General features: G+C 56.5%; 14 protein-coding genes. 9 read left to right on the top strand and 5 right to left on the bottom strand.

The window, feature by feature from the left end; translation table 11 throughout:
* Positions 1 to 35: 35 nt before the first annotated feature.
* Both QWJ10_RS17045 and QWJ10_RS17040 read right to left on the bottom strand, forming a co-directional pair.
* On the bottom strand, positions 36 to 1,565 hold the full coding sequence (locus QWJ10_RS17045; protein ID WP_197871236.1) for a sensor domain-containing diguanylate cyclase: 1,530 nt from the start codon (positions 1,563 to 1,565) through the stop codon (positions 36 to 38).
* Between the two features lie 73 nt (positions 1,566 to 1,638).
* Positions 1,639 to 4,041 (bottom strand): CHASE domain-containing protein, encoded by a 2,403-nt coding sequence (locus QWJ10_RS17040; RefSeq protein ID WP_289928289.1) that lies wholly within the window; start codon positions 4,039 to 4,041, stop codon positions 1,639 to 1,641.
* 729 nt (positions 4,042 to 4,770) lie between these two features.
* Between QWJ10_RS17040 and QWJ10_RS17035 the strand changes: the two genes are divergently transcribed.
* The gene (locus tag QWJ10_RS17035) at positions 4,771 to 5,109 is read left to right on the top strand and encodes a hypothetical protein (protein ID WP_010796190.1); all 339 of its coding nucleotides are present in this window, start codon (positions 4,771 to 4,773) and stop codon (positions 5,107 to 5,109) included.
* 107 nt (positions 5,110 to 5,216) lie between these two features.
* On the opposite strand, the gene QWJ10_RS17030 is transcribed toward QWJ10_RS17035, so the two are convergent.
* Positions 5,217 to 6,509: a sensor domain-containing diguanylate cyclase gene (locus tag QWJ10_RS17030; RefSeq protein ID WP_289928286.1), complete on the bottom strand. Its 1,293-nt coding sequence runs from the start codon at positions 6,507 to 6,509 to the stop codon at positions 5,217 to 5,219.
* 248 nt (positions 6,510 to 6,757) lie between these two features.
* On the opposite strand from QWJ10_RS17030, the gene QWJ10_RS17025 reads away from it, so the two are divergent.
* Genes QWJ10_RS17025 through QWJ10_RS17015 form a run of 3 tightly spaced genes read left to right on the top strand, consistent with a single transcriptional unit; the run spans position 6,758 to position 8,548 of the window.
* A complete protein-coding gene (locus QWJ10_RS17025; protein WP_125889558.1) occupies positions 6,758 to 7,504 on the top strand; it encodes a 2OG-Fe dioxygenase family protein in 747 nt (248 codons plus the stop codon).
* 43 nt (positions 7,505 to 7,547) lie between these two features.
* Positions 7,548 to 8,252: an AzlC family ABC transporter permease gene (locus QWJ10_RS17020; RefSeq protein ID WP_289928284.1), complete on the top strand. Its 705-nt coding sequence runs from the start codon at positions 7,548 to 7,550 to the stop codon at positions 8,250 to 8,252.
* Positions 8,231 to 8,548 (top strand): AzlD domain-containing protein, encoded by a 318-nt coding sequence (locus QWJ10_RS17015; protein WP_286789036.1) that lies wholly within the window; start codon positions 8,231 to 8,233, stop codon positions 8,546 to 8,548. The genes QWJ10_RS17020 and QWJ10_RS17015 overlap by 22 nt, the downstream gene beginning before the upstream one ends.
* Here QWJ10_RS17015 and QWJ10_RS17010 read toward each other — a convergent pair.
* The gene (locus tag QWJ10_RS17010; protein ID WP_354669634.1) at positions 8,465 to 9,388 is read right to left on the bottom strand and encodes a LysR family transcriptional regulator; all 924 of its coding nucleotides are present in this window, start codon (positions 9,386 to 9,388) and stop codon (positions 8,465 to 8,467) included. The two genes, QWJ10_RS17015 and QWJ10_RS17010, sit on opposite strands and share 84 nt — an antisense overlap.
* 218 nt (positions 9,389 to 9,606) lie before the next feature.
* Positions 9,607 to 10,704 carry a hybrid-cluster NAD(P)-dependent oxidoreductase gene (locus QWJ10_RS17005; protein ID WP_010796196.1) on the bottom strand — a complete coding sequence of 366 codons (1,098 nt, stop codon included), beginning with the start codon at positions 10,702 to 10,704 and terminating at the stop codon, positions 9,607 to 9,609.
* 318 nt (positions 10,705 to 11,022) lie between these two features.
* Here QWJ10_RS17005 and gbcA point away from each other — a divergent pair, with 318 nt between their 5' ends.
* The 5 genes from gbcA (at position 11,023) to QWJ10_RS16980 (ending at position 16,078) form a co-directional block, all read left to right on the top strand.
* Positions 11,023 to 12,321, top strand: coding sequence for a glycine-betaine demethylase subunit GbcA (gene gbcA / locus QWJ10_RS17000; protein WP_289928274.1), 1,299 nt, complete (start codon positions 11,023 to 11,025; stop codon positions 12,319 to 12,321).
* A gap of 213 nt (positions 12,322 to 12,534) precedes the next feature.
* Positions 12,535 to 13,110, top strand: coding sequence for an ESPR-type extended signal peptide-containing protein (locus QWJ10_RS16995; RefSeq protein ID WP_289928272.1), 576 nt, complete (start codon positions 12,535 to 12,537; stop codon positions 13,108 to 13,110).
* Positions 13,111 to 13,285: 175 nt separating this feature from the next.
* A complete protein-coding gene (locus QWJ10_RS16990) occupies positions 13,286 to 14,908 on the top strand; it encodes a methyl-accepting chemotaxis protein (protein ID WP_289928271.1) in 1,623 nt (540 codons plus the stop codon).
* A 106-nt stretch (positions 14,909 to 15,014) separates the two neighbouring features.
* On the top strand, positions 15,015 to 15,662 hold the full coding sequence (locus QWJ10_RS16985; RefSeq protein ID WP_289928268.1) for an HAD hydrolase-like protein: 648 nt from the start codon (positions 15,015 to 15,017) through the stop codon (positions 15,660 to 15,662).
* The gene (locus QWJ10_RS16980; RefSeq protein ID WP_289928267.1) at positions 15,659 to 16,078 is read left to right on the top strand and encodes a DUF2141 domain-containing protein; all 420 of its coding nucleotides are present in this window, start codon (positions 15,659 to 15,661) and stop codon (positions 16,076 to 16,078) included. The genes QWJ10_RS16985 and QWJ10_RS16980 overlap by 4 nt, the downstream gene beginning before the upstream one ends.
* Positions 16,079 to 16,681 lie beyond the last annotated feature (603 nt).

Genomic DNA, 16,681 nt, shown 5'->3' with positions numbered 1-16,681 from the left:
GCGTTTCAATTCCATTTTAATACTGGTCCAGCGCCTCACATCTTACTTAGCGGAGGATAAACCCGGTCGCGCCCGGCCGCCTTGGCGGCGTAGAGCGCCTCATCGGCTGACTTGATCAAGTATTGGCTGGTCGCGCCCCTGCCCTTGGGTACGCAACTGAAGACACCGGCACTGATCGTGACGATACGGCCGTTTTCATTACCCTCATGCAGGATCGCCAATTTGCGAACAGCATTGAGCATGTTTTCGGCCACCTGATGGGTACCGGCATCGTCCGTATCCGGGAGCAGCACTGTAATCTCTTCGCCCCCATAGCGGACTGCCAGGTCGACAGCGCGACGGGTACAGGACAGCACGGCTTCCGCTACAGCCTTGATGCACTCGTCGCCGGCTGGATGACCATAGAGGTCGTTGTAGCGCTTGAAATGATCGATATCGATCATGATGATGCCCAGCGACGTCTGCGCCCGCCGGGCCCGGCTGATCTCGGCCTTGAGGGCCATGTCGAACTGCCGCCGGTTCGCAAGCCCGGTCAGGCTGTCTTCCATGGCCATTTTCTCCAGCGCATGGTGCGACTCACGTAGCGCCCGCTCCGTCTCCAGGTCGATACGGATCTGCCGAATCAGGGCCAATCCGAACCCGGCTACGGCAATCAGCAGAATCCCGGTAATAAACGACCGTCTCATGTCCTTGTACCAGGACGCCAGGGCCGCTTCCTTGGAAACAGCCGCCATGACCACCAGCGGGTACTTGTCCATCTTGCGGTAGGCCGACATACGCTCGACCCCATCCACGATGGATTTCACCATGCCCGTCCCGGTTGCTGAGGCCGGTAGCAGCTCGCTGAAGATACGCCCCTTGGCCAGGCTCTGGCCGATCAGGGCTTCGTCAAACGGGCGTCGCACCAGTATGGTTCCGTCATGGAGAGCAAGAAAGATCGCGCCCTGCTGGTCGATATCGAATTCTGCGTAGAAACGATTGAAATACTCGACCTTCAGCGTTGCCAGCGCAACGCCAGCGAAGCCCCCGTCGGGTCGATTGATCCGCCGAGACACCGGAATCACCAACTCGTTTGTCGTGCGGCTACGGATGACCGGCCCGATATGCGGCCCCAGGTCCTTATGGGTACGGTGATAGGCGAAATATTCCCGATCCCCGTTGTTTATGTTTACCGGATCCTGACTGTTCGAGGTGACGATCCAGCGCCCGTCCTGGTCGTAGATGAATAACCCATGCAGTTGGGGTAATGCATTTATCCGATCCTGCAGCCAGGCCTTCATGCGGACCCGGTTGGTCTCTTCGATTCCATCCCAAGCCAGTCGCTCGGCGATACCGGCCAGAACAATATCGACCTCTTCGACCGTATCGTCGGCATGTTGCGCCAGTGAGCGTGCCAGGTTGGAAGTAGCGACCTCGGCCTCCTGGAGCCGCTCGCCCCGCCCCCGTAAGGCCTGCCAGATATCCAGACTGAAAAGGGACAGGCAGACCAGGATTACGAAGCCGAGCGCGAGACGCTGTGACGGCCATCGGCTGGCCCTCTTCGAGATCTCGTGGGGGTCTGGCATGCGTCGCTATCCTTATAATCTTCTTATGACGGCGAACCCATCACCGCAGTGTTTCAATCATAGCTAAAGGTCATCAGACAAGCCGCTCCTTTATTTGATCTTCTAGCGTCAATGAGACCTGAGCCAGCGCGAACCCCTTCTTGCCGCGCCGCTTGACCTCATACATGGCCCGATCGGCATTCTTGAGCAACCCGTCCAGATCCACGCCCTGCTCCGGGTACAAGGCAATGCCGATACTGGTAGACAGGTAAAGGCGGTGCGGTCCGATGATCAGGTCAGCCTCAATGGTCTTCAGGATCTTCGTGGCGACATTGCTGGCATCCTCGATCCGCTTCAGATCACCCAGCAGCACAACAAATTCATCGCCTCCCAGGCGGACCACCGTATCACTCTGGCGTACAGCACTCTTCAGGCGATGCGCCACCTGTCTGAGGACCTCATCGCCCACGTCATGCCCCAGGGTGTCGTTGATCTCCTTGAAGTGATCGAGGTCCATCAGCATGACCCCCAAGACCTCCTGGTTTCGCTTGGCCCGCTCGATGGCCATGCTCATCCGGTCAGCCATCAGCGTACGATTGGGCAAACCGGTCAAAGCGTCATGCAGAGCCTGGTAGCGCATCAGCTCCTCGGCCCGCTTGCGCTCGGTAATGTCGTAGGCAATACCCAGATACCCCGTAATCTGCCCCGTCTGGTCGCGCAACGCCGTCACGGCCAGGTTGACGGGTAACCGTACCCCGCCACGGCAGACAAAACCGCATTCGTGTTCCTCCTCGGGCTTTTCCTGCGCCAGCCTGACAAAGCTCTCCCATTCGTTTACCGTACGGCCCAGCGCCTGGCTCAGCTGCTCAGCCTTGACCGATTGCTCATTGGCATCCAGCAGGTCGCTGATGTACCGCGTCGCGACCAACTCTGCCCGGGTGTAGCCCAGCAGCCGCTCACCGGCCGGATTAACTGTACGCAGGCGGCCCTCAGGATCGGTCGAGAAGATGCAGAACGGCGAATGCAGCAGGATCGCCTCGTTCAGAGCACCTGTCATCAGAACCTGCTGCCGTGCCTGATGCAGGTCAGTCTGGTCACTGATCAGCACAATCAAACGCTGGACCCCATCCTGCTCGGCGACCGTAATGGCTATATTCAGGCTGCGGCACTGACCTTTTGCCGACGCGTATTGCGTGTCGAGCCAGACACTGCTGGTCGTACCCTGACGCAGATCATCCAAAATGCGATCACCCTTCACAGCCAGCAGATGCGCCAGCGAGCGGCCCTTGGCCTCAGCGGCCAGCAAACCCAACATCTGCTCACCTGCCGGATTGATTTTCAAGATGGTCATGGCCGGATCGCTTTCCGTGATCACGATGCCTTCCGCCGCCCCGTCGATAATGGAGCGTATCCGCGCCTCGCTTTCTCCGTAGGCGCGACTCATACGATCTGCCAGTTGCTCGGCGCGGGCACGCATGGTGGCCAATGACGCCACCAGCACACAGAGCAGCAGGGTAAGTCCTAGACCACTGAACAATACGACCTGTGCACGGCTGGCAGGGGCCGCTGTCTCGAAGGCAGGCAAGGTAACGAAACGCAATGTCCACTGCCGTCCGGCTACGTTAATATGTTGGAGGCTGTCGAAGCGGGGTATGTAATCTGGCAGGGTACTTACCAGATCCATACGCCTTGAATACAGGCGGTTTGCCGCTGCAGGTTGCTCACCATCGTAGATTTCAAGTGCCAGATCATCGGCACGGTCTTTCAGGGCGGCCGTCATCAGATCGCCCATCCTGAAGGGGGCGAAAACAAATCCTCGCAAGGCCTTGCGTCGCTGCTCGGCCGTCTGGGTCGGCATGTCGCTGAAATAGGACGGTACGAACATCAGGGTACCGGCCTGAGGGTTCTCGGTCTCCTGCACAAGCGTGATCTTCCCGCTCAGGCTTACATGGCCTGAGTCACGGGCCTGTTCGGCCGCCGCTCGCCGGTTCGCCTCGGAAAACATATCGAACCCGAATGCCCTCAGGTTGCGTCCCATAAAGGGCTCGATATAGAGAATAGGAATGAACGTGTCACGCTTGCCGTCTGGTCTGATCTCATAGCCCTGGAAGCCTTCTTTCCGGACACGCTCCTCAAAACTGCTCTTATCGTGAGCGGCAATCAATGGGGCGAAACCAAAACCCTGCATCCCTGGGTAATCCTCTTCTAGCCGCATGTTTTCAGCAAACTGATGCCATCCCTGTCGGGAAATATCATCACCGGCATTGAGCAGGCTGCTCCCCGCCCGCAACAGGCGTTCATAGCGTGCCATTGCACCATCCAGCTCCCGGGTAATTTCCGATGCGCCACGGGAAAAGCGCTCACGGGCGGCCTCCTGCTCTGAACCTTGCAGGATGTACCAGGCAAGCAGCGTCACAGTAAGCCCAAGGGCCGCCACGCTGGAAACCAGTACGAGGGAGCGCTGGGTAAGCCACAGGGAAAACGAGGATCGAGGCATGATCATTCAACGAGGCAGGCAGATGGACAGGGGGTAACCCTGTCCTCATATCGGCAGAAAGCGGCAGAGTTTAAGGTGCGCCCTGAAACGAATGCCGACCTGCACAAGGTTGGCGGAGTAAGCGAGTGCGGAACAGATATAGCCAAAGGCTTACACGCACAAGGCGTCATTGGCTCTAGGTATGAATGCGTAAGGTGCGTAATCTACACCTATCGGACTGCAGCGCAGGAAGCGCTCAGGTAGATCAAGGATGAATGACCAGGCCAGGATGGCAGCTCGACAGGACGTTGAGTAAGGTCAACCAGAAAACCCGCTTCGGCGGGTTTTTTGTTGCCTGTCAGAAAGTCTTTTTCCTCGCCTTACCAGCCCCGCCTACCCATGCAAGTCGTTTAGCCTGTTTTTCTTGCCGCGGTCACATAACATGATCAAAAAGCAGTAGCAGGATGCCAACCGTTTCACTACCCTACGCCGCTTCTTGTTGGCAAATAGCCATCAATCGGCAAGGCTAGCGGCAGATGATCGTCTGTCTGCCCATTGCACCTTCGTACTCATGTTTTTGTGAAAGGCGCCGATATAACGATCAAGCTGATTGAGCTGATGAAGCCAACTGAAAACGCTCAGGCATGAGCCATAGGTGGCAGGAAATTCGACGGACCGTAAATACCGTCCAGTTAGTTCACGTCGTCCAGTTTGCTGAGCCTTGTTAGCCCTTAGAAGCAAATACAGATCATGAATACACACAACACTCAAAAGCATTACGAACAACGCCAGCCGCAAGCCTATCGGGGCACGCCGTTCTGTGTGCATTCGACCCAGTGGCTGGGCGCTGTACTGCGCAAGTTTGATGTCGCTGAAACCAATTATGCTTCGGAGCAGGCCCGCTATTCGCGCCTGAATGCCAGCTCCGATCCGGAAGAGGTACTTGCCTTCTTCGTCCTGATAAGCACCTTGGTAACCCAGGCACTGGACTGCCATCCGTTCCCCGAGCCGCTGCAGGCTGAGTTGGAGCGTCTGGAGCAGCACCTTGAGATGACTGTCAACGGCATGCGCGCCCTCTGCGACGCGTGACTGTTCAGGGGCAGGCCTTGCCAGACAATGCCTGCCCTCCTGCATTACCCTCTTTTTGATATCCCGCCCCGCCTGCCAGCCCTGGCGCCCACGTATTCTCTTTGCGCCTATCCGTTGTAGACCATGACACAGGCTCGCCCTGCCCGCTTGGCCTCATACAGGGCTTCGTCAGCATGGCGCAGCAAGGTATGCACAGACAGGCCTGCATCGGGGTAGAGCGCCACACCAATGGACGAAGTGGTCTTGAGTTCCCCACACGGCAGCGCCCATGGCTCTTGCAAGGCCAGACACAACCGCTCGGCAATGGTGACCGCCTGGGCCTCGTTCACCTGGGCCAGCACGATCACGAACTCGTCGCCACCAATACGGGCATACAGGTCGTTGGCGCGCAGGTTCTGCCTGAGTCTGCTGGCAAACTCAATCAGCAGCTCGTCTCCCACATCATGCCCCTTCTCGTCATTGATAGGCTTGAAACGATCAAGATCCAGGTACAGGACGGCAAAACTTAAACCGGTCGATGCCTGATTGATCATGAGCTGAATCTGATCCATCAAGGAGCGTCTGTTGGGCGCTCCCGTCAGGGGGTCGTGGTAAGCCAGCGTTTGCAGATGCTGATCGTAGGCTTTGCGCGTCGAGATATCACGGCAAGCAAAGACGACATTGTCCAGACTGCCCTCGCCCGTGTACGTACTGGAGAGATGCATTTCGAACCATATGTAGTGTCCCTGAACGTGACGGCAGCGGCATTCAACAGTCGTATGCAAGGCAGTACCCTCCAGTAGCATTCGAAACGCACTGCGCAAGGGATCGATATCGTCCGGGTGGATCAGCTCGAACATGTCACGTCCTAGATAGGCAGCTGCCCGATGCCCCAAGACATGCTCAAAGGAAGGCGAAACGTATTCGATGCCTACTTCTGGTTTGAATACACCAATAACGTCAAGCATATTGTCGGCAATCAGCCGATAACGCCGCTCACTGGCTTCGAGCGCCTGCTCCGCCAAGTGCCGCTCGGTAATATTGCGGCTGACGATTACAAGCTTGTGGCGATTACCCGCCTCATCGAAACTGGGTGTCTTGATCACCTCCCACGTGTTAAGACGGCCGTCCAGCCCCATGAAGGATTTCTGAATACGCAGCGCCGATCCTTTTTGCCAAGCCTGCTCGTCAGTGTCCACGTTGTAGGCGAAAGCGTCATGGAATTCTGGTCGAATCAACGCCAGCTCCATGTCAGTCTTGCCCACATAATCAACATCATTCAGCCGATAAGTGTCGATCACGATTTTGTTCGTGATCAACCACCGTCCCTGACCATCCTTGAGGACAATGAACTCCTGTATGGCATCAATAAAGCCACGGAGCTGCAATTCGCTATCAAACGTAAGGACAGAAGAAGTCATGGTAGGCATCTGGTAACTGACGTGCCCTCAGGTAGGAGGCATCTTGAACATCGTGTATCGGCGCGGCCTTCAACAAGTTGACATCATCATTTGACTGCCCGATGAATAACCATCAGGGCGTGGGCACCTCATGCAGGCAGCAGCCGCTCAGCCAATCTCAACTTTTCGTTGAGATGCCTTAAATTATTTCTCATAGAGCAAATCTGCCCAGCGCTTAGAGTGGATCGTTCAATGGAGCGGAGACGATCATGATTGTTCTCAACAAGGCGGTTGGTGACGCCCTGCGTCAAAACAAGTTTGCCAATGTGAAAGGCGCAGACTTCAGCCTGACGGGCAACTTTGACGAATTCGTCCGGCTGACTCATAGCTGGGAAACCATGGAGCGCGACAGTTATTATGGCCAGGCCGAGTCGGGCGCACGGTTCAGACGCTACAGCGATTTCGAGTACCACCCCGTCAATCAGGAGCTGCGCCAGCTCGAACATCGCCCCTATGTACAATCCTTGGCTAACAATCGCTATGTAGGCGGCATGGAGCGGCACTTCCAGGATTTCTCCGATGAAGTGATCGCCTCCCCTGTTCTTCGCAGCCTAATCGCCCTGGATTTCGAGGTGTACAAAAACGTATTGCCAGCGCACCTGCATAACGACATGTGGCAGTGCCAGATTCATCAAATTCGGATCGAGATCAACCCCGGCCAGCAGGTCGAAATCACGCCTGAGGGGATTCACTGTGATGGCTACCCCTTCAGCGCAATGCATTTCTGGGGTCGGCATAACATCGCAGGTGCCGAAAGCCGGCTATATAACGTGCAGGAGGAGCTGCTCGCCGCGCTGACTTACGAGCACATCCTGGACACGACGTTTTTCCTGGACCGGGAGATGCGCCATTACGTGACGCCTGCGTCCACGAAGGACCCAAAGCGTCCGGCATTCCGTCAGATCATTGCCATCTCTTTCTCCAAACCCGGGACGGCCCATGACATTGTGCGGTAAACCTATGAACGGTCCGATTTTAGCCCGGCAATGAGAGGATGGTGTGAATACCCGTGTTTTAATCCAGAAAGCTCCTGAGCTACGCACCTTCAGCGAGGCCAGTCCGGTCGTCGCTGGCTATTTTACGGTCTCGTTCGTTTTCGGCCTGATGACCGTGAATGCAGGCTATCCGCTCTGGTTACCGGTCGCCATGTGCTTGTTTGTTTATGCCGGCGCCTCGCAGTTCGCCGCTCTGGCACTGATGACGGCGAACGCCTCGATCGTCACTATCGTGATGACCACCTTTCTGATCAACGCCCGTCATATGCTGATGTCGATGTATATGTCCAGAGCCCTGCGCACGATAGGCCTGAGCCGTCTGGAACGGTGGGTGTATGCGGCGGAGCTGACGGACGAGTCCTTTGCCTTTCACAGCAGCAAGTTGCAGAAAGGCGTTGCGGTCAATGCCCGTTACCTGATCTCGTTCAACCTCTTCTGTCACAGTGCCTGGGTGCTGGGCGCGCTGCTGGGTGCTCTCAGCTCGACCTACACTGCCCACCTGATCCAGTACAAGCTCGACTATGCCTTGACCGCCATGATGCTGTACGTGCTGGTCTCGCTTTGTGATTCCAAGGGCAAGCTGGTGGCTGCTCTGGCGGCGGTGGCCTGCATGGGTGTGCTGAACCTGCTGTTCGAGTCCGCCCTGAATGTCTTTATCGCCACGTTCTTTGGCTGCTGGGTAGGCGTATGTCTCAAGAAACGTTCCTGATCCTGATAATCGTTCTGATGACCGTGGTGACACTGCTACCACGGGTGCTACCGATGCAGCTCAGTACCGAGCGCTGGCCAGGATTCCTCACGCGAACGCTTGAGTTTCTGCCGGTCTGCATCGTCGCCGCCATTACCCTCACACCACTGGTGGTGACGGAAAAGCATGTGAACCTCATGCGGCCCGAATTCGTTGCCGCCATACCAACACTGTTATGCGCTTATTTCAGTAAGAACCTGCTCCTCAGTGTGGCGGTAGGCCTGTTGTCGTATATTGCGCTGGGGCGAGTGCTGTAAGGGACGGGTCAGCTGCTCCAGGGCACGAATGGGCAAGTCGACATTGTTGACGACCAGGCGTACCGGCAGCGAATCCTCAAACCCCGGTACGATGGACAATCCATGCTTGCAAGCCGCCGCCCGTGAAACGACGCCCAAGCCATCGAGTTGTTTGATCAGCGAGACGGTCAGGGTTTCGCTACCCGAATAGATCATGCGATGCCCCCATTGGCTCACCGTCTGACTACTGTCCAGAAACCGCTCGAAACTGGTGGAATAAGGGCAGTCGCTGGTCGGCCTAACAAGCAGCTTGTCACTCAGGTCGCTGTACGCCTCTGTATCGGCACCGTGGTAAGCACCTACGACATCAATATGAAGATCAGCCAGCTCAAGGCTGGCCAGATCGGCTTGCGGTGGTCCGATCAGTACCGCAAGGTCGATATTGTCGTTACGCAGCTTGCTGAGGTTCTCGATGGACTCGGCAAAGCTGAACTCCAGATGATAATCGCTGAAGACCTGCATCATCCGCTTGACGATGCACTGGTTGATATCGGCCGGTAGCGTGCTGTTCAGTGCGGCCCGCAGCAGCCGTGGCGTGGCTTGGCTTAACTCGGCAGCCTTGCTGTCCAGTTGCCGGGCGGACTCCACCACCTTCTCGATATAAGGCATGAGCGCGTGACCACGCTCGGTCAGGTGCAATCCCTTGTTGGATCGCTTGAAAATCCTGAACCCGAACTGGTCTTCCGCCTTGTTCAATTGCGCCGCCAAGGCCTGCACGGTCAGGCAGGCCTCATCTGACGCGGCAGACAGAGAGCCTGTACGCGCCACCCGCGTCAGGTTGCGCAGCGTTCTGACATCCATTTTGACGCCCTCGATCAGAAAGGAGCGATGCTGTAGCGATCTGATCACACAATGCTGCGATCTTCTACCTTACCTTAGCAGCTGTCTCAGTGCCTGGTGGTATTAGAGCAGGAATAACCCCTATGAAAAATAGGGGCATTGTGCCGCTGCGGTAATATCAGACGGGAAAAGGAAACGGTGACGGACACGCCCAAACAGGCATGTCCGCTGCAGGATATTTAGAAATCGATTTCAACGTCCCCTTGCGGAACGCTGCAGCAGGACAGGATGTAACCTTCGGCCTCGTCTTCTTCGGTAATGCCGCCGTTGTGCTCCATGACAACCGAACCACGGGTCTTGAGCACCTTGCAGGTGCCGCAGATGCCCATGCCGCATGCCTTTGGAATATGCAGGCCCAGCTTGGCAGCCGCTCCGTGCACAGTCTCACCTGGTCCAACACGTACACTCATGCCGCTGCCCGCAAATAACACCTCGCACTGATCCGCCAGCGGAACCGGCGGTGTGTCGGCCGCAAGACCGGCCTGTTCGAGAACCTCTTCCTTGACATCCGCAGGCGTCGCGCCAAAGGACTCCTCGTGATAACGGGCCATGTCGTAGCCCAGCTCGCGCAGCATGGTCTTCACAGCATTCATATAAGGTGTCGGGCCACAGCAGAACACCTCGCGATCACGAAAATCCGGCGCCATTAATTCCAGCATGCGCCGATCAAAGAAACCGCGATATCCCGCCCAGGCCTCCCCAAGATCACTCCGCTCGCACACAAGATGCAGCGAGAAATTAGAGACCCGCGAGGCCATGTGCTCCAGCTCGCGGTGATAGATGATGTCCTTTGGCGTGCGGGCACTGTGTACAAACACCATGTCCACGTTAGCGTTCGTGTCGAAAAACCAGCGGGCCATGGACATCACCGGTGTGATACCTACGCCACCGGAGAGCAGCAGGACCTTGTCGGACGGGTAGTCAATGGCGTTGAACAGCCCCACCGGCCCATGCACCGCAAGCTCCTGCCCTTCACGCAGGTTGTCATGCAGCCAGTTCGATACCTTGCCACCCGGGACACGCTTGACCGTGATCGAGAAGCTGTAGGGCACGGAGGGCGAGCTGGAGATTGTGTATGAACGCATCACCTGCTGCCCCTCGATCTCAAGCTCCAGCGTCACGAACTGACCGGGTTTGAAAAAGTACATCAGGGGTACGTCCGCCATGAAGCAGAAGGTTCGTACATCCCAGGTTTCCTGAATCGCCTTGACGCAACGTACCGCATGGCGACCATTGGCCCAGGTCTGCGTAGTAACCGGATTCAGAAAGCTGTTCATGCACGTGCCCTCACGCGTTGAGACCCGCCGCATCTTCAGGCGGTGATGGGGCGATTGTGGAGAGGCCCTTTCGTCGGCATTTACCTGCCAACGACATCGGCATGCTTAGAGCGACCAGCCCAGCGCCCACGGGACTTGCCGCGTCGGGAAATGATTCGACCATGTCGCGCGTGGATAAGGCCCTATCCAGACGCAGCCCCACACTGATTTCACCAACCACACGGGCAGCCTTGAACAAGCTGTCCAAACGCCTTGCATCACAACCCTATCAGCCACTTTTTCACCGGCGCACCTGTGTGCTGCCGCATGAGGATACCGATGGACGTCACCTACCCTTTGAGTCTGGGCGATCCGCTGGAATCGGCCCGTAAGGCCACCGCAGAGATGCTGCGTACCCGTGAGCGAACTTACTCAATGCCACAGCCGTTCTATAACGATGAGCGTCTGTTCCAGATCGACATGCAGGAGATCTTTGGCAAGGAGTGGCTGATTGCCGGAATGACGAGTGAAATCCCTGCCAAAGGCAATTTCCTCACGCTGCAGATTGGCGATAACCCCGTCATGGTGGTGCGTGGTGCTGAAGGCAAAGTACACGCTTTTCATAACGTGTGTCGGCACCGCGGTTCTCGCCTGTGCGTCAGCGAGAAAGGCAAGGTGGCCAAGCTGGTCTGCCCCTATCATCAATGGACCTACGAGCTGGACGGCCGCCTGCTGTTTGCCGGTACCGAAATGGGTGCTGACTTCAACATGGCGGACTTCAACCTGAAGCCGGTGCATGTGAAAACGGCGGGCGGATACATCTTTATCTGCCTGGCCGACGAGCCTCCCGCTATCGATGACTTCCTGCGTACGCTCGACCATTACATGGAGCCGTACGACATGGAAAACACCAAGGTCGTAGCCCGTACGGACCTGATGGAAGCCGCCAACTGGAAGCTAGTGCTTGAAAACAACCGCGAGTGCTACCACTGCAACGGCTCGCACCCAGAGCTGCTCAAGACACTTCTGGAGTGGGACGATGTAACCGATCCACGTGCCAACCAAGCCTTCAAGGATCACGTTGCCGAAAGCGCCGCCGCTTGGGAGGCCGAGCAGATCCCGTATGCCCACGCCAGCTTTGGCCTGCGTAACCGCATTGTGCGCATGCCGCTACTCAAGGGCACGGCTTCCATGACGCTGGATGGCAAGCCCGGCTGCAAGAAGCTGATGGGGCGTATCAAGAACCCGGAGTTGGGCTCCATGCGCATCCTGCACCTACCGCACTCCTGGAACCACGCCATGGGGGATCACCTGATCGTGTTCACCGTCTGGCCGATCAGTGCCCAGCAAACCCTGGTGACTACCAAGTGGCTGGTGCACAAGGACGCGGTAGAAGGTGTCGATTACGAGGTGGAAAACCTGCGTAAGGTCTGGGATGCCACTAACCAGCAGGACCGAACCCTGGCCGAAGAAAACCAGCGCGGCATCAACTCCAAGGCCTACCAGCCCGGCCCGTATTCACAGACCTATGAATTTGGCGTCATTAATTTCATTGACTGGTACAGCGAACGCCTACTGGCCAACCTGGGCGAGGAGCAGCCCGTACCGCACCTGCGTCAAGTGGGTGCCGATGGCTGATTAACTACTTTGTTTTAAGAACCCCGCTTCGGCGGGGTTTCTTTTGTTCAGTCAAAAACCGTTGCATTTTCAACTGCCAAGCACTGCACGCTTCAGGAAAGCGCAGCGCAATGCAGGCTTGCCGCTATGAAATAATCCGGCCAGTCGTTGGGCCCTGGCTGCCAAGCCTTTCGGCACCCAAAGGACTCAACGCAATCCATTCAAGGATCTGACATGAACAACAACAGCCTGAAAATGGCCCTGGCTTCGGCTGCCCTTGTATTCGGCCTTGTCACTCTACCGGTCCAGGCTGCCAGCAAGGCCGAAACCACCCAGACAGCCAATAGCCGCCCCATCTCCCTGCTGAACCATCAGCTAGTGCTGGCATTACCCGAGGGGTTCGATGTCAGTCCACTGCCGCCCGGCACAACTGCCGAAGACCCGTCAGCGCGCGGCAAACTGTATATCAACAAGGCCAGCCAACAGTTGATCGTTACCTCTGAAACGCCAGCGTCAGAAGGTAAGAGCGCCAGCAACCGAGTCGTGCTTGCCAAGGCCAAAGCCGCATTTTATGCACGGCAAAAACTGAGCGGCAGCAAATTCAAAGTGATCAAGGAAAAGACCCTAAAGCGCGACGGCCTGACCCTTCAGCAACTGGAAACCACGTCAGTCATGAACGGCACGCCCATGCGCAGCACCGCCTTTATTGCCGAGGCAGATGCGCGGGTTGCGGTTGTACAGATGCTGTCCGACCGAAAGGACGAAGCCGCTCACAAGGCTCTGGTACAGCACGTCCTAGGCGAGCACTGACCTCTATCACGGCCGCCGCTAGCGGCCTTCGCCTTTAACTTTTCTGTCGCTGGGGCGCAAACTTTTGACCTTTGTCTGATGATTACCCTTAAGCATTTCCGATCGCGTCCGATATGCAGGCATCCCTGACAGAACGAAGGACCGTCTGCCTCTCTCCTTTTTAACAGGACCGATCATGTTCAGACATTTGAAGATCTCTTACCGGACCCTTCTGAGCTTTGGTGCAGTAGCTCTGCTACTGATCATCCTAGGCATTTCCAACCTGATGCAAATGGCTGATATCCGCCGTGCCGGACAAGTCATCGAACACAACGCCATGCCGAGCCTTGCAACGGCAGATGAAATTGCGCTGAACATCACCCGCCTTCGTGTCGAGGTGCTTCGCCTGGTGGCGAATCCGGACAAGGCAGTGCAGGCCAGGAGCAACCAGACTATTGCCACACTGGATGGCAAGATCCAGGAAACCTTCAAGAAATACGAGACGCTGGTTTCCAACGAGCAGGAACGCCAAGCGCTGTCCACGCTCAAGACCACCTTTCAGGAATACATGAACATTCTGGCCAAGGTGCAGGGCTTTGTAAGCCAGGAGGATCTACCCTCCGCTAACAAGCTGATCAATACTGAACTGGCGCCCCGAGGCATCATCGTCAACGATCAGAACATTTTGCTGCAAAAGATCAATCAGGATACAGCGGCCAAGGCCGGTCAGGCCGCAGCCGAGAGCTACAGCCAAGCCCAGATGGTCGTGATCAGCATTATCATACTGGCCGTAATCGTCACGATCATATTGGCCCTGCTGCTGACAGCCAGCATCGTCAAGCCTATTGGCCAGGCAGTAAGCGTTGCCAAACAGATTGCCGGTGGCGACCTGAGCCAGAACGTAAAAGCTCAAGGTCGGGATGAGGCAGCAGAACTGCTTCAAGCATTGGCCGCCATGCAGGTCAATCTGCGCCAGACTATCGGCCAGATCGGCGACTCGGCTACTCAGCTGTCATCAGCGGCTGACGAAATGAGCGCAGTCATGGATGAGTCCACTCGCGGTCTGCAACGCCAGAATGATGAGATCGAGCAGGCGGCTACCGCTGTGAACGAAATGACGTCTGCCGTAGAAGGCGTTGCCAGTAACGCGGTCAGCACCTCTGAAGCATCACAGGCGTCCAGTCATTCGGCTCAACAGGGCCGTGCACAACTAAGCGATGCCATTGCCTCCATTGAGGCACTGACCAGCGATGTCTTGGGCGCTTCTCAAAGTGCCGAGGAACTTGCCGAGCAGGCCCTTAATATCAGCAAGGTTCTGGATGTGATCCGCGCCGTGGCTGAACAAACCAACCTGCTGGCGCTCAACGCCGCTATTGAAGCCGCCCGTGCAGGTGATGCTGGCCGTGGCTTTGCCGTCGTGGCCGATGAGGTTCGCGCCCTGGCACACCGTACCGGGGAGTCGACCCGTGAGATCGAATCCATGATCGGTAGCATCCAGCAGGGGACCGGCCATACAGTACAAGCGCTTCAGAGCAGCGCCGAGCGTGCCCGCAGTACGCTGGAAAAAGCCAACGCGGCTGGCGAAGCATTGGCGACCATCACGTCGAACGTGGCCGACATCAACGACCGTAACCTGCTGATTGCCAGCGCCTCCGAGCAACAGGCTCAGGTTGCCCGTGAAGTGGACCGCAGCCTGGTCAGCATTCGTGACTTGTCTGTGCAAACGGCAGCCGGTGCACAGCAGACCAGCGTTGCCACCCAGGAGCTTTCTCGCCTGGCGGTAGACCTCAACGGTCTGGTGCGTCGCTTCTCGCTGTAACCCTGATACAACCGGTGCCATCACACTTGGCACCGGTTGTATTTGTCGCAGGCGTCCGCCCCGGCTACTCTCTCTTCTCTTCCTATCACGGCCAGCCGCCCTGCCCATGCGCTACCAACTCGTCATTTTCGACTTTGATGGCACCCTGGCCGACAGCTTTCCATTCTTTCTCGAGTCGCTCGACACACTGGCTCAGGCACATCGCTTCAACCGGTACGACCCAGCCGACTTTGATCGCATCCGCAGCTACGATACCCGCCAGCTGCTGCGTTACTTTGATATTCCACTGTGGAAAATCCCACGTGTCGCGCACCACTTTCAACGCCTGATGGCGCACGGCGGCCATACCGTGCGGCCTTTCGAGGGCGTACCCGCCATGCTGGAGACCCTGCATCAGGCCGGAATGCAGTTGGCGCTGGTCACGTCCAATTCACTTGAAAATGTCGAGTGCATTCTTGGCCCGTCGGCTCGCTATCTGGACTGTCTCGAATGTAACGCGCCCCTGCTCGGCAAAAGCTCACGCCTTAAACAGGTAGTCGCCCGTTGTAATGTCTCGCCCGATGCCACGATCTGCATTGGGGATGAATTGCGGGATATTCAGGCGGCGCGCAAGGCAGGTATTGCCTGCGGTGCGGTCAGCTGGGGGTATGCCAGCCCAGAGGCGTTACGCAGAGCCGGGCCCGACTATCTTTTCGAACGCCTCGACGCGATTACTCACACCCTTGTCTCCCACCCTACAACGGAGCTTGCATGAAGCGCTTGCCCCTCTGCGTTTTCGGCCTTATCTGGACACTGGGCCATGCCCATGCTGCTGATCTCAACGTGACCTTTACCGATATCGAGGAGGCCAAAGGTGAATTGCTGGTAGCCGTATTCGCTTCGGCCGGCGCGTGGGATAACGACAAACCGTTGGAGGCATCCGCCCATATCCCAGTTACAGGGACCACGGTGCAGCATACCTTCAAGAACCTGAAGCCCGGCACCTATGCGGTATCGGTCATTCGAGATGCCAACGGCAATCAGAAGCTCGATACGAACTTTATCGGGATGCCAACTGAGCAGTATGGCTACAGCCAGAACCCTCCACTGAAGATGCGTAAGGCCACGTTTGAGGAAACACGCTTCGAGCTCAACGACTCTATTGAGGCTATTACCATCAAGCTTCGCTGACCAACAAAACTGCTCAAAAAACGATCAATCCTCTGGAGGCCTTGTATGTCGTGGCTTCCAGGCAATCATGAACACTGTATCCACAAGCGAAACCACAGTAATAGTGAGTAGAAAAATCGATCTTGAATTGATTGATCAATAAATGAGCAACTGTCTGGACCCTGCATGGCATAAGGCTTGGCGGCATTAACGAACATGCTGTCCACAGCCAGACGCACAGTAATTGTGGGAAAGCGGCTGGCATGGCTTGAACGAGCAAGTCCTTTGGATGGCTCTGCCTGAATAAAAGGCTAAAACATCTCATAATTGCCTGTAATGGCTTAATAATAGCCTTTGTGGATGAAAGAGTTTTGTCATCCAAGTCATTGACAGATGAGTTAACCAACCCTCAGCAACAGCTTATCCACAGCTCTTCCCATGGTTCATTCACCTTTTCAGGGCATTTTTAGCTTTTTATCGCGTGGATAACTCAGTGAAGTGCACGCTCTTCACACGAGGCTGAAATAGAGACCCCATTAGCTTTGTCAACACTGATCAACAATACAGTACTTGCCTCTATCCCTTTAAAATCAAGGCTTACAGCGTCTTCCAAACATATTACTC

It is taken from the genome of Pseudomonas sp. WAC2 (genome assembly GCF_030403525.1).
Lineage (GTDB): Bacteria > Pseudomonadota > Gammaproteobacteria > Pseudomonadales > Pseudomonadaceae > Chryseomonas > Chryseomonas luteola.
The sequence above is the reverse complement of the archived record's forward strand: the minus strand, read 5'-3'. Positions and strand labels throughout refer to the sequence as shown.

What these genes read in the sequence shown, in the direction of transcription:
- QWJ10_RS17045 (WP_197871236.1), bottom strand. Translation starts at nt 1,565, where the DNA reads ATGCCAGACCCCCACGAGATCTCGAAGAGGGCCAGCCGATGGCCGTCA.
- QWJ10_RS17040 (WP_289928289.1), bottom strand. Translation starts at nt 4,041, where the DNA reads ATGCCTCGATCCTCGTTTTCCCTGTGGCTTACCCAGCGCTCCCTCGTA.
- QWJ10_RS17035 (WP_010796190.1), top strand. Translation starts at nt 4,771, where the DNA reads ATGAATACACACAACACTCAAAAGCATTACGAACAACGCCAGCCGCAA.
- QWJ10_RS17030 (WP_289928286.1), bottom strand. Translation starts at nt 6,509, where the DNA reads ATGACTTCTTCTGTCCTTACGTTTGATAGCGAATTGCAGCTCCGTGGC.
- QWJ10_RS17025 (WP_125889558.1), top strand. Translation starts at nt 6,758, where the DNA reads ATGATTGTTCTCAACAAGGCGGTTGGTGACGCCCTGCGTCAAAACAAG.
- QWJ10_RS17015 (WP_286789036.1), top strand. Translation starts at nt 8,231, where the DNA reads ATGTCTCAAGAAACGTTCCTGATCCTGATAATCGTTCTGATGACCGTG.
- QWJ10_RS17010 (WP_354669634.1), bottom strand. Translation starts at nt 9,388, where the DNA reads ATGGATGTCAGAACGCTGCGCAACCTGACGCGGGTGGCGCGTACAGGC.
- QWJ10_RS17005 (WP_010796196.1), bottom strand. Translation starts at nt 10,704, where the DNA reads ATGAACAGCTTTCTGAATCCGGTTACTACGCAGACCTGGGCCAATGGT.
- gbcA (WP_289928274.1), top strand. Translation starts at nt 11,023, where the DNA reads ATGGACGTCACCTACCCTTTGAGTCTGGGCGATCCGCTGGAATCGGCC.
- QWJ10_RS16995 (WP_289928272.1), top strand. Translation starts at nt 12,535, where the DNA reads ATGAACAACAACAGCCTGAAAATGGCCCTGGCTTCGGCTGCCCTTGTA.
- QWJ10_RS16990 (WP_289928271.1), top strand. Translation starts at nt 13,286, where the DNA reads ATGTTCAGACATTTGAAGATCTCTTACCGGACCCTTCTGAGCTTTGGT.
- QWJ10_RS16985 (WP_289928268.1), top strand. Translation starts at nt 15,015, where the DNA reads ATGCGCTACCAACTCGTCATTTTCGACTTTGATGGCACCCTGGCCGAC.
- QWJ10_RS16980 (WP_289928267.1), top strand. Translation starts at nt 15,659, where the DNA reads ATGAAGCGCTTGCCCCTCTGCGTTTTCGGCCTTATCTGGACACTGGGC.